Below are 12,158 nucleotides of genomic sequence, written 5' to 3' on the forward strand. Positions count from 1 at the left end.
GGAGACACAAGGACATGTCATTGAAAGTCGGTGAACTGGCCAAGCGCTGCGGGCTGACCGTCCGCACCCTGCACCACTACGACCAGATCGGCCTGCTCCGCCCTTCCGCGCGCTCGGGTTCCGGTTATCGCCTCTATGGCCGCTCGGACATCGCCCGTCTCCACCAGATCCAGGTCCTGCGCAAGCTGGGCCTGTCCCTGGCGGAGATCGGCGGGTGGCTGGACGAGGCGCCGGTATCGCTCTCCCCCCTCATCGAGCAGCAGATTCACCAGCTCGACCGGGAGATCGCCCACCGGCAGCTTCTGCGCGAACGCCTGGCCACCCTCGGTGGCCAGCTGAAGAGCGGCCAGGAGCCGGAGCTCTCCGAATGGCTCACCACTCTGGAGTTGATGAATATGTACGACAGCTATTTCTCCCCGGAAGAACTGCAGCAACTGCGCCTGTATGCGGACGAGGCGCGGCGGCGCGAATGGGCCGGGCTGGTGGCCCGGGTCCAGGCACTGATCGCCCAGGGCGTACCACCCCAGGCCGAGGAGGCACAGGCGTTGTCGCGTACCTGGATGACCATGCTGGAGGCGGATACCGGCGGCAACCCGGTGCTGTTCGCCAAGCTCAATGCCATGCACGAGGCAGAGCCGGCGCTGCGCGAGGAAACGGGCATCACCCCGCAGACCATGGCCTATGTGGTCCAGGCCTTCAGCGAAACCAAGATGGCGATCTACCAGCGCCACCTGACGCCCGAGGAGTTCGCCTACCTCAAGGCCAACTACGGCAAGCGCATGCACGAATGGCCACCGCTGATCGCCGAGGTGCAGCAGCAGATGGAATCCGGCGCACCAGCCGATGCCCCGGCGACCCTGGCCCTCGCCCGGCGCTGGCTGGAGCTGTTCCGCTCCTACGCCGGTGCCGACCCGCGCACCCAGCAGAAGATCCGCCAGGCGCTGGTGAGCGAACCGGAACTGCGCCACGGCTCCTGGGCCAGCGATGCACTGCTGGACTACCTGCGCCAGGCCATGGGCCACCTGATGGCCGCACGCGGCTGACCCCCTCCACCGCCTGAAACGAAAGAGGCCCGCACGGTTTCCCGTGCGGGCCTCTTCATTACTGCTCGGCGATCAATGACCGCTGCGCAGCATCTCTTTCGGTACGTACTTGCCGATCTCGAACTTGCCGATGGCCGCGCGGTGCACTTCGTCCGGGCCGTCGGCCAGGCGCAGGGTGCGCTGCATGGCGTACATGTAGGCCAGCGGGAAGTCGTTGGAGACACCGGCACCGCCGTGGATCTGGATGGCGCGGTCGATCACCCGCAGGGCGACGTTGGGCGCCACCACCTTGATCTGGGCGATCTCGCTCTTGGCCACCTTGTTGCCCACGGTGTCCATCATGTAGGCCGCCTTCAGGGTCAGCAGGCGCGCCATGTCGATCTCCATCCGCGAGTCGGCGATCTTGTCGATGTTGCCACCCAGGCGGGCCAGCGGCTTGCCGAAGGCGGTGCGGCTGACGGCGCGCTTGCACATCAGCTCCAGCGCGCGCTCGGCCATGCCGATGGAGCGCATGCAGTGGTGGATGCGGCCTGGGCCGAGGCGGCCCTGGGCGATCTCGAAGCCGCGGCCTTCGCCGAGCAGCACGTTCTCATAGGGCACGCGCACGTCTTCGAACAGCACTTCGGCGTGGCCGTGGGGCGCGTCGTCGTAACCGAATACCGGCAGCGGGCGGAGGATCTTCACCCCGGGGGTGTCCACCGGGACCAGGATCATCGAGTGCTGCTGGTGGCGCGGCGCGTCCGGGTTGGACAGGCCCATGAACACGAGGATCTTGCAGCGCGGGTCGCAGGCGCCGGAGGTCCACCACTTGCGGCCGTTGATCACCCACTCGTCACCCTGGCGCACGGCGCGGGCTTCCATGTTGGTGGCGTCGGACGAAGCCACGCCCGGCTCGGTCATGGCGAAGGCAGAGCGGATCTCGCCGCGCAGCAGCGGCTCCAGCCATTGCTTCTTCTGTTCTTCGTTGGCGTAGCGCACCAGCACTTCCATGTTGCCGGTATCCGGCGCGGAGCAGTTGAACGGCTCCGGGCCCAGCAACGAGCGGCCCATGATCTCGGCCAGCGGTGCGTATTCCATGTTGGTCAGGCCGGCACCGAGTTCGGACTCGGGCAGGAACAGGTTCCACAGGCCTTCGGCCTTGGCCTTGGCCTTGAGCTCTTCCATGATCGCGGTGGGCTGCCAGCGATCACCCTCTGCGACCTGTTGCTCGAATACCGGCTCGGCCGGGTAGACGTAGGTGTCCATGAACGCCGTTACGCGTTCACGCAGTTCCTGGACCTTGGGGGAGTAGGCGAAATCCATGCGGAGCTACCTTCTGACGGATGTTTTCTGGGTACGGGTGAGGTGTGGAAATGATGCTAGAACAGCGATTAAGATTTATCTAACCTATTTTCACCGTGTATAAACATTCATCACCGATATATGATCCGCCCATAAAAACAGCCTACGGAGTGCACTCGGACATGAACCTGAACAAGGTCGACCTCAACCTCTTCATCGTCTTCGATGCCATCTATACCGAGGCCAACCTGACCCGCGCCGGGCAGATCGTAGGCATTACCCAGCCCGCCGTTTCCAACGCCCTCGCCCGCCTGCGCGAGACCTTCAACGACCCGCTCTTTGTGCGCACCGCCCAGGGCATGGTGCCCACGCCCATGGCGCAGAACATCATCGGCCCGGTGCGCAACGCCCTGCAGCAGCTGCGCATCTCGGTGCAGGAGAGCCGCACCTTCAACCCGAGCCAGGCCAACAAGACCTACCGCATCAGCATGACCGACCTCACCGAGACGGTGATCCTGCCGCCGCTGTTCCAGCGCCTGCGCCGGCTCGCCCCCAACGTGCAGATCGAGAGCTTCCTGGCCAAGCGCCGCGAAACCACCAAGGAGCTGGCAGCCGGGCGCCTGGACTTCGCCGTCGACGCCCCGCTGAACACCGACCCGCAGGTGCGCCACGTCAAGCTGATGGAAGACCGCTACGTCTGCGCCATGCGCCGTGGCCACCCGCTGGCGAAGGAGAAGATCAGCCTCGACGAATACCTGTCGCTGACCCACATCCATATCTCCAGCCGCCGCAGCGGCCTCGGCTACATCGACCTGTCCCTCGGCAAGATGGGCATCCAGCGCAAGATCGCCCTGCGCTCCCAGCACTACCTGATGGCCTCCACCGTGATGCAGAACACCGACATGGCGATGACCGTGCCCGAGCGCTTCGCCCGCCGCCACGAGCTGCACTACGTCGAGCTGCCGGTGAACGACGTGCCCTCCCTGGAAACCCACCTCTACTGGCACGAAAGCACCGACCAGGACCCGGCCAACCGCTGGATGCGCGAGCAGATGATCGAGATCTGCCAGCAGGTTACCGCCCAGGAGCAACGCGCGGAAAAAGCCGAGAAAGCCTGACCCGCCACGCAAGGACGCCCCATGCCGACCTACCGTTCTGCCTGGGCGCTGTCCCTGGCACTCACCCCGCTGGCCCAGGCCGAGACGCTGCAGGTCGAACCGCTGGTGATCACCGGCAGCCGCTACCCGGCCAGCGGCTTCGAGCTGCCCTTCTCCGTCGACCGCATCGAGCGCGAACAGGCCAGTTCCGGCCAGCCCGGGGTCAACCTCTCCGAAGCGCTCAACGCCGTGCCCGGCCTGGTGGTGCAGAACCGCCAGAACCAGGCGCAGGACCTGCAAGTGTCCTCGCGCGGCTTCGGCGCCCGCTCGGCCTTCGGCATCCGCGGCATCAAGCTGATCGCCGACGGCATCCCTGCCTCCAACCCGGACGGCCAGGGCCAGGCGGCCACCTTCGACCTCGACACCCTCGACCACATCGAGGTGCTGCGCGGCCCCTTCGCCAGCATCTATGGCAGCAACGCCGGCGGCGTGATCCAGGTGTTCTCCCGCGACGGCCAGGGTGCGCCCAAGGTCTCCAGCGAAACCTCCCAGGGCGCCTGGGGCACCTCCCGCACCCGCATCACCGCCGAGGGCGGCAACGACCGGGGCGGCTTCCTGGTCAACCAGTCCCATTACGAGAGCGACGGCTACCGCAAGCACAGCGCCGCGACCCTGGACAAGAGCTTCGCCAAGCTGACCCTGTACCCGGACGACGACAGCAAGCTGGCGCTGACCTTCAGCCAGCTGAACCAGAACGGCACCCAGGACCCGCTCGGCCTGACCTGGGCCAGCTACCAGGCCGATCCGCGCGGCGTCGTCGATACGGCGCTGAACTACGACACGCGCAAGACCATCGACCACCGCCAGGCCGGCCTCAACTACGAGCGCGCCTTTGCCGCCGGCACCTGGCAGGCCACCCTCTATGGCGGCACGCGGCGGGTGATCCAGTACCAGGCGATCCCCTCGTCCGCCCAGGCCAGCCCGCGCAGCGCCGGCGGCGTGATCGATTTCGAGCGCAGCTTCCATGGCGCCAGCACCCGCTGGCTGCAGGACTTCGACCCCGGCCTGGGCAACCTCACCCTCACCACCGGGGTGGACTACGACCAGTCCAGCGACGACCGCCAGGGCTACGAGAACTTCGTCGGCAGCCAGCTGGGCGTGCGCGGCAACCTGCGCCGGGACGAGCGCGACGCAGTCAGCAGCATCGCCCCCTACCTGCAACTCGGCTGGCGCCTGGGGGATTTCAACCTGCAGGGCGGCCTGCGATACAACGAAGTGGCGTTCGACGTGGACGACCACTACATCCGCCCCGGCAACGGCGACGACAGCGGCTCGGTCACCTACCGCGACCTGACCCCGACCCTGGGCGCCAGCTACGCGCTGACCCCGGAACTGAACCTCTACGCCAGTTGGGGCAATGGCTTCGAGACGCCGACGCTCAACGAACTGTCCTACTCCGGGCCCGGCGACAGCTTTGGCTTCGACCTGAGCGCGGCCACCAGCCGGCAATACGAAGTGGGCCTCAAGAGCTTGGTCGGCGAAGCCACCCGCCTCAACCTGGCACTGTTCCGCATCGACACCGAGGACGAACTGGTGGTGGATGCCGCCAGCGGTGGCCGCACCCGTTACCAGAACGCCGCCCGCACCCGGCGCCACGGGCTGGAGCTGTCCGTGGACAGCGCGCTGAGCGAAACCCTGCACACCCGCCTCGCCTACACCCGCCTCAGCGCCACCTACGACCAGGGCTTCACCAGCGGCGGTCGTAACATTCCCGCCGGGCGCCACCTGCCCGGCGTGCCCGCCACCAGCCTCTGGGGCGAACTGGAATGGCGCCCGCGCGCGGGCATCAGCACCGCGCTGGAGGGTCTCTACCGCAGCAAGCTCTATGTGGAAGACAGCAACAGCGCCCGCCCGGCCCCCGGCTACGCCCTGCTCAACTGGCGCGCCCGCTTCGAGCAGACGCTCGAGCGCCTGACCTTCAGCCAGACCCTGCGCCTGGACAACCTGCTGGACCGCCGCTACATCGGCTCGGTCATCGTCGGTGACGGCAACCAGCGCTACTACGAACCCGGTCCGGGGCGCGCCTGGTATGTCGCGGCGGGTGTGGAATACGCGTTCGATTGAAGGGTCCGCAATCCGTCGGGTTGCACCCGACCTACGGCCCGCACGGGCCTCATCGCGGATGAATCCGCTCCCACAAAGGCCCCGTAGCCCGGGCTTCAGCCCGGGGCGCTCCCCTGTAAATAGCCAATCGTTTCGGCCACGGTTCAAGGCATAAGCGCGTGCTAATCCCGACTCCGCTTGGTGGAGGTAAAAAGCGACCTCCACCCTACGCCCCTTGATAGTCGGTGCCACGGCAAGAGCGGGCGAATGAATTCGCCCCTACAAGCCCATGGGGCATCACGCCAGCGCCGGCTCCTCCAGGCGCATCGGCCGCCATTGGCGCAGCTTGCGGTACAGGGTCGGCACCACGAACAGGGTGAAGAAGGTGCCCACCAGCAGGCCGCCGACTATCACCATGCCGATCTGCTGGCGGCTTTCCGCGCCGGCGCCGGTGGCGATGGCCAGGGGCAGCGAGCCGAGGACCATGGCGCCGGTGGTCATGAGGATCGGCCGCAGGCGCTGTACCGAGGCTTCCATCACCGCCTCGTCCAGGCTGCGGCCCTCGCGCAGCAGCTGGTTGGCGAACTCGACGATGAGGATGCCGTGCTTGGTGATCAGGCCGATGAGCGTGACCATGCCCACCTGGGAATAGATGTTCAGGGTGCCGCCGAACAGCTCCAGGGCGAGCAAGGCGCCGGCGATGGAGAGCGGCACGCTGAAGAGGATGATCAGCGGGTCGACGAAGCTTTCGAACTGCGCCGCCAGCACCAGGTAGATGAACACCAGGGCCAGGGCGAAGGTCAGCGCCACCCCGGCGCTGGATTCCTTGAAGTCGCGGGAGGTGCCGGTGTAGTCGAACTGGGTCTCCGGCGGCATCACCTCGCGGGCCACGCGCTCCAGGTGGGTCAGCGCCTCGCCCAGGGTGTAGCCGCTGCCGACGTTGGCGCTGAGGGTCACAGCGCGCAGCTGGTTGAAGTGGTTGAGCTCGCGCGGCGACACCGTCTCCTTCACCTCGATCAGGTTGGAGAGCTGCACCATGCTGTCGTCGCGGCCGCGCACGTACACGCGGTTGAGGTCGTCGGGGTTGCTGCGGTCGACGTTGGCCAGTTGCACCAGCACGTCGTACTGCTCACCGTTCTGCTTGAAGCGGGTCACCTGGCGGCTGCCGAATAGGCTCTCCAGGCTGCGGCCGATGGTGGCGACGTCGGTGCCTACGGCGGTGGCCTGCTCGCGGTTGACCGTGACCTTGAGCTGCGGGGTGTTGAGCTTGAGGTCGGTGTCGATGCTCTCCAGCCCCGGGTAGTCGCGGATGCGCTCCAGCAGCCTGTCCACGTACTGCTGCAGCTCGGCGTATTCCAGGGACGAGCGGATGACGAAGTTCACCGGCTGGTTGCGCGCGCTCTGCCCCAGCGGCGGGCGGTTGACCGGGAAGGCGCGCACGCCGGGGATGTCCTGCAACTTGGGCAGGAGCTCGTCGCGGATCTCGAACTGGCTGCGGCTGCGTTTGTCCCAGTCCTCCAGCTTCATGAACGACAGGCCCTGGGCCACGGTGGGGAAGCCCACCACCACCATGTAGCGGTTGGTCTCGGGGATGGACTTGTAGGCGTCCTCGAGCATCTTCGCGTAGCGGCTGGTGTACTGCAGGGTGGCGCCGTCCGGGCCGTTGAGGGTGCCGACTATGGTGCCGGTGTCCTCGGTGGGCGCCAGCTCGCTGCGCAGGCCGGTGAACATCCAGGCGCACAGCAGCAACACGCCGACCAGGAAGATGGCGATCAGCACCCAGGCCCGCAGCACCCGCTCCAGCAGGTGGCGGTAGCTGTAGGTGAGGCCATTGAGGAAGCCTTCGATCAGGTTGTAGACGCGGCCGTGGCGATGGTCGGGCCGGTGCGGCTTGAGCAGTTGGCCGCACATCATCGGCGACAGGGTCAGGGCGACGAAGCCGGAAACCAGCACGGCGCCGGCCAGGGTCCAGGAGAACTCGGTGAACAGCTTGCCCGAGGTGCCCTGCATGAAGCCGATGGGCGCATAGACGGCGGCCAGGGTCAGGGTCATGGCGATCACCGCGAAGGCGATCTCGCGGCTGCCCTTGAAGGCCGCCTGTACCGGCGACAGGCCCGCCTCGATATGCCGGTGGATGTTCTCCAGCACCACGATGGCGTCGTCCACCACCAGGCCGATGGCCAGGACCATCGCCAGCAGCGTGAGGGTGTTGACCGTGAAGCCCATCAGCGCCATCAGCGCGCAGGCACCGATCAGCGACACCGGGATGGTCACCAGCGGGATCAGCGTCGCCCGCAGCGAGCGCAGGAACAGGAAGATGATCAGAACCACCAGCACCACCGCCTCCCAGATGGTGGCGTAGACGTTGGAGATGGATTCGCGGATGAACAGCGAGTTGTCGTTGGCGATGGCCATTTGCATGCCCTCGGGCAGCAGTTCGCGCACATCCGGCAACGCGGCGTTGAGGCCGTCGGAAATCTCCAGCGGGTTGGCCGTGGCCTGGCGCACCAGGCCGAGGGACACCGCCGGGCGGCCGTTGAAGCGCACCAGCGAGCGCTCGTCGGCGGCGCCGATCTCGGCATGGCCCACATCGGACAGGCGCAGCAGGTAGCCACGGCGATCGTCGATGATCAGGTCGTTGAATTCCTCGGGGGTCTTCAGGTCGGTTTCCGAGAGCACGCTGAACTCGCGCTGCACCGACTCGATGCGCCCGGCGGGGATCTCCACGTTCTGCCGGCGCAAGGCGTCTTCCACATCCTGCACGGTGAGGTCGTGGGCGGCGAGCTTCTCCGGGTCGAGCCAGATGCGCATGGCGTAGGTGCGCGCGCCGCGGATCTGCACCTCGGAGACGCCGGGGATGGTCTGCAGGCGGTCCTGCACCACCCGCTCCAGCACGTCGGTGATCTCCATCGCCGAGTGCTGCTCGCTGTAGAAGGCGATCCACACCACCGGCTGGGCATCGGCCTCGACCTTCTGCACCACCGGCTCGTCGATCTCGGTGGGCAGCAGCCCGCGTACCCGGCCAAGGCGGTCGCGCACGTCGTTGGCCGCTTCATCGGCGTCGGTGCCGAGGCGGAACTGCGCGGTGATCTGGGTGTTCTCGGAGCGGCTGATGGAGGACACGAAGTCCAGCCCCTCGATGCCCGAGAGCACGTCCTCGATGGGCTGCGCCACCTGGGATTCCATGATCTCCGGGCTGGCACCGGGGTAGATGACGTTGACCGTGACGATGGGCACGTCGATGTTCGGGTACTCACGCACCGTCAGGCGCTGGTAGGCCATCAACCCCAGCAGCACCACCACCAGGGAGAGGACGGTGGCGAATACCGGGCGGCGGATGCACAGGTCGGACAGGGTCATAGCTCACCCCGCGCCACGCTGCGCACCTCCTGCCCGGGCCCGGCCTTCTGCCAGCCCGCGGTGATCACCTGCTCGTTGCCCTGCAGGCCTTCGCGCACCTCGGCCTTGCCGCGCTGGCGCTGGCCGATGCGGATCTGCCGGCGCTCCACCTTGCCGTCCACGACTATGGCGACGAACAGCTGCTGGCCCACGGGGATCACCGCTTCCTCGGGGATCAGCAGCGCGTCGGGGCGCTCTTCGAGGATGACCGAAACCTTGACGAACTGGCCAGGCTTGAGGCGGTGGTCGGCGTTGCCGATCTGCGCGCGGATGGCCTGGCTGCGACCGACTTCGTCCAGGCGCGGGTTGAGGGCGATGATGCGGCCACGGAAGCGCTCACCCAGGTAAGCATCGACGCTGATCTCCACGGTTTGCCCGACATGCACCTGGGCCACGGCCTTCTGCGGCACGCGGAAGTCCACCTTGAGCGGGTCGAGCACCTCCAGGTTGACGATGTCCTGGCCGGGGCTGAGGTAGTCGCCGGTGCTCACCTGGCGCAGGCCGAGGAAGCCGTCGTAGGGCGCGCGGATCTGGGTCTTGTCGAGGCGCGCCTGGGCCAAGGCCAGGCTGGCACGGGCGGCTTGTTGCTGGGACTGCGCCTCGTCCTGGGCCTGGGCATTGCTGGCGCCGCGCTTGAACAGCATCTGCGCGCGCTGGTAGCTCTTCTCCGCCAGCTCCAGGTTGGCCCGGGCCTGGTCCAGCTCGGCACGGGCGATGGCGTCGTCGAGGCTGACCAACAGGTCGCCGCCCTTCACTTGCTGCCCTTCCTTGAAATGCAGGCGCGCCAGGCGCCCTTCGATCTCCGGGCGGATGGTCACCGACTCGTCGGAGCGCAACGAGCCGAAGGTCACCAGCTCATCCCGCACCAGCGCCCGCTGGGGCTCGGCCACCTCCACCAGGGGCGGATTGGCGGCGAAGGCCGGACAGGCGAGCAATCCACACAGCAGCAACGGCCAGGCGCGGCGACGAGCGATCATCAACAGCCTCTTTTCGAGTCGTTCTTGTCGGAAATGAAAAAGTCTACCGAGAGTATCGGCAGACTTTTGTCAGGGGCACGTAAAGATAGATGCAGTCTGTGACGCTTTGTATCGGAGTGGGTGCAATTCGGAGGCGGGCCAGCGGTTTCAACCGCGATGCCCGGTACGGGCCTTTATTCGCGAGTAAAAATCCACGTTCTTAGAACGTGCTTTGCTTTTGGCCCCCTAGAAGGGGCGCAATCAGACCTTGGAGCAAGCAGCCGCCGCTCACTTCGGACGTAGGGTGTGCTGCGCGCACCTCGGACTCGCCGGAAGCACCGCGCGGAGGTGCGCACGGCACACCCTACGACACGCGTTCATCCTGCAGGGCTATCAATTCAAATCGTCACAGGCAGAACCGATGACCACGCCCTAAGGACGTGGTTTTCCAAGTTCAAATGAATTCGCTCCCATGACAGAGCAATGCCATCCAGCCCCCGCCATTCAAGGTTCGCGAGCAGAGCTCGCTCCTACGGCTGGAGCACCCTTGCCCTCATCAGCGATGCCTTACTGGCGCATACCCCGACCGCTCACCAGCAGGCGGATGCAGGCGATGTAGAGGATCACCGTGGTCAGCGTCATCAGGCCGATGGCGATGCCGATGTTGATGTCGGAGACACCGAGGATGCCGTAACGGAAGGCGTTGACCATGTGCAGGATGGGGTTGGCCAGGGACACCGTCTGCCAGAACGGCGGCAGCAGGCTGATGGAGTAGAACACCCCGCCCAGGTAGGTCAGCGGCGTCAGCACGAAGGTCGGGACGATGGAGATGTCGTCGAAGTTGCGCGCATACACCGCGTTGATGAAGCCACCCAGGGAGAAGGTGGTGGCGGTCAGCAGCACCACCAGCACGGTCACGCCCAGGTGGTGCACCTGCAGCTTGGTGAAGAACAGCGACAGCAGGGTCACGATCACCCCCACCGCCAGGCCCCGCAGCACGCCGCCGATGGTGTAGCCGAGGAGGATGGTGTGCGGCGAGACCGGCGACACCAGCAGCTCCTCCACCGAACGCTGGAACTTGCTGCCGAAGAAGCTGGAGACCACGTTGCTGTACGAGTTGGTGATCACCGACATCATGATCAGCCCCGGCACGATGTACTCCATGTAGCTGAAGCCGCCCATGTCGCCGATCTGCCGGCCGATCAGGTTGCCGAAGATCACGAAGTACAGGGCCATGGTGATGCCCGGGGGCAGCAGGGTTTGCGGCCAGATGCGGGTGAAGCGGCGGACTTCGCGGTAGACGATGGTGTTGAGGGCGACCAGGTTGGCGCGCAGTTCGGAACTCATACGGCCACCTTCGACAGGTTCTTCTCGACCAGGGACACGAACAGCTCCTCCAGGCGGTTGGTCTTGTTGCGCAGGCTGATCACATCGATGTTCAGCGCCGAGAGCTGGCGGAACAGCTCAGTGATGCCCTGGCTCTTGTCCACCTGCACCTCCAGGGTGTGGTGGTCCACCAGGCGCGCCGGGTAGCCGGCGAGCTGCGGCAGGCTGGCCAGGGAATCCTTGAGGTCGAGCAGGAAGGTCTCCACGTGGAGCTTCTTCAGCAGCGACTTCATGCTGGTGTTCTCGACGATGGTGCCGTGGTCGATGATGCCGATGTTGCGGCACAGCTGCTCGGCTTCCTCGAGGTAGTGGGTAGTGAGGATGATGGTGATGCCCTGGGCGTTGAGCCCGGTGAGGAAACTCCACATGGAGCGGCGCAGCTCGATGTCGACGCCGGCGGTGGGCTCGTCGAGGATCAGCAGGCGCGGCTCGTGGACCAGCGCTCGGGCGATCATCAGGCGCCGCTTCATGCCGCCGGACAGCTCGCGGGACGCCGCGTCACGCTTGTCCCACAGGCCCAACTGGGTGAGGTACTGCTCGGCGCGCTCCTTGGCGATCTTCGCCGGGATGCCGTAGTAGCCGGCCTGGGTCACGACTATGTCGAAGACCTTCTCGAACTGGTTGAAGTTGAACTCCTGGGGCACCACGCCAAGGCAGCGCTTGAGCGCGTAGGGCGAGGTGTCGAGGTCGTTGCCGAAGACATTGACCGTGCCGCTGGTCTTGTTCACCAGGGTGGAGAGGATGCCGATGGTGGTGGACTTGCCGGCGCCGTTGGGGCCCAACAGTGCGAAGAAATCGCCTTCGGCCACTTCCAGGTCGATGCCCTTGAGGGCCTGGAAGCCGTTGCCGTAGGTCTTGGTCAGCTGCCGGATGGACAGAGCAGATGTCATGAC

Annotated in this window: 8 protein-coding genes; 3 read left to right on the forward strand and 5 right to left on the reverse strand. The window is 66.2% G+C overall.

The window, feature by feature from the left end; all coding sequences use genetic code 11:
- The first annotated feature begins 14 nt into the window (after nucleotides 1–14).
- On the forward strand, nucleotides 15–1,043 hold the full coding sequence (locus tag ACXI0U_RS12455; RefSeq protein ID WP_431484789.1) for a MerR family transcriptional regulator: 1,029 nt from the start codon (nucleotides 15–17) through the stop codon (nucleotides 1,041–1,043).
- 72 nt (nucleotides 1,044–1,115) lie between these two features.
- Here the strand turns inward: ACXI0U_RS12455 and ACXI0U_RS12460 are convergent, their stop codons facing one another.
- Complete coding sequence (locus ACXI0U_RS12460) at nucleotides 1,116–2,345, reverse strand: acyl-CoA dehydrogenase (RefSeq protein ID WP_021221223.1); 1,230 nt, start codon at nucleotides 2,343–2,345, stop codon at nucleotides 1,116–1,118.
- A 161-nt stretch (nucleotides 2,346–2,506) separates the two neighbouring features.
- Here ACXI0U_RS12460 and ACXI0U_RS12465 point away from each other — a divergent pair, with 161 nt between their 5' ends.
- A complete protein-coding gene (locus ACXI0U_RS12465; protein ID WP_043244817.1) occupies nucleotides 2,507–3,442 on the forward strand; it encodes a LysR family transcriptional regulator in 936 nt (311 codons plus the stop codon).
- Between the two features lie 21 nt (nucleotides 3,443–3,463).
- The gene (locus tag ACXI0U_RS12470) at nucleotides 3,464–5,545 is read left to right on the forward strand and encodes a TonB-dependent receptor family protein (RefSeq protein WP_479550338.1); all 2,082 of its coding nucleotides are present in this window, start codon (nucleotides 3,464–3,466) and stop codon (nucleotides 5,543–5,545) included.
- A 276-nt stretch (nucleotides 5,546–5,821) separates the two neighbouring features.
- On the opposite strand, the gene ACXI0U_RS12475 is transcribed toward ACXI0U_RS12470, so the two are convergent.
- From ACXI0U_RS12475 to ACXI0U_RS12490, 4 genes are all read right to left on the reverse strand, one after another.
- Entirely contained in the window at nucleotides 5,822–8,884 is a 3,063-nt protein-coding gene (locus ACXI0U_RS12475; protein WP_479550339.1) for an efflux RND transporter permease subunit, read from the reverse strand.
- On the reverse strand, nucleotides 8,881–9,900 hold the full coding sequence (locus tag ACXI0U_RS12480) for an efflux RND transporter periplasmic adaptor subunit (protein ID WP_374980551.1): 1,020 nt from the start codon (nucleotides 9,898–9,900) through the stop codon (nucleotides 8,881–8,883). The genes ACXI0U_RS12475 and ACXI0U_RS12480 overlap by 4 nt, the downstream gene beginning before the upstream one ends.
- A 546-nt stretch (nucleotides 9,901–10,446) precedes the next feature.
- Nucleotides 10,447–11,226 carry an ABC transporter permease gene (locus tag ACXI0U_RS12485; RefSeq protein WP_021217959.1) on the reverse strand — a complete coding sequence of 260 codons (780 nt, stop codon included), beginning with the start codon at nucleotides 11,224–11,226 and terminating at the stop codon, nucleotides 10,447–10,449.
- Nucleotides 11,223–12,155 carry an ABC transporter ATP-binding protein gene (locus ACXI0U_RS12490; RefSeq protein ID WP_184488774.1) on the reverse strand — a complete coding sequence of 311 codons (933 nt, stop codon included), beginning with the start codon at nucleotides 12,153–12,155 and terminating at the stop codon, nucleotides 11,223–11,225. The genes ACXI0U_RS12485 and ACXI0U_RS12490 overlap by 4 nt, the downstream gene beginning before the upstream one ends.
- Nucleotides 12,156–12,158 lie beyond the last annotated feature (3 nt).

It is taken from the genome of Pseudomonas sp. C9D1 (assembly GCF_056491235.1).

Coding starts and splice junctions, on each gene's coding strand:
- ACXI0U_RS12485 (WP_021217959.1), bottom strand. CDS start 11,226: ATGAGTTCCGAACTGCGCGCCAACCTGGTCGCCCTCAACACCATCGTC.
- ACXI0U_RS12460 (WP_021221223.1), bottom strand. CDS start 2,345: ATGGATTTCGCCTACTCCCCCAAGGTCCAGGAACTGCGTGAACGCGTA.
- ACXI0U_RS12480 (WP_374980551.1), bottom strand. CDS start 9,900: ATGATCGCTCGTCGCCGCGCCTGGCCGTTGCTGCTGTGTGGATTGCTC.
- ACXI0U_RS12465 (WP_043244817.1), top strand. CDS start 2,507: ATGAACCTGAACAAGGTCGACCTCAACCTCTTCATCGTCTTCGATGCC.
- ACXI0U_RS12475 (WP_479550339.1), bottom strand. CDS start 8,884: ATGACCCTGTCCGACCTGTGCATCCGCCGCCCGGTATTCGCCACCGTC.
- ACXI0U_RS12490 (WP_184488774.1), bottom strand. CDS start 12,155: ATGACATCTGCTCTGTCCATCCGGCAGCTGACCAAGACCTACGGCAAC.
- ACXI0U_RS12470 (WP_479550338.1), top strand. CDS start 3,464: ATGCCGACCTACCGTTCTGCCTGGGCGCTGTCCCTGGCACTCACCCCG.
- ACXI0U_RS12455 (WP_431484789.1), top strand. CDS start 15: ATGTCATTGAAAGTCGGTGAACTGGCCAAGCGCTGCGGGCTGACCGTC.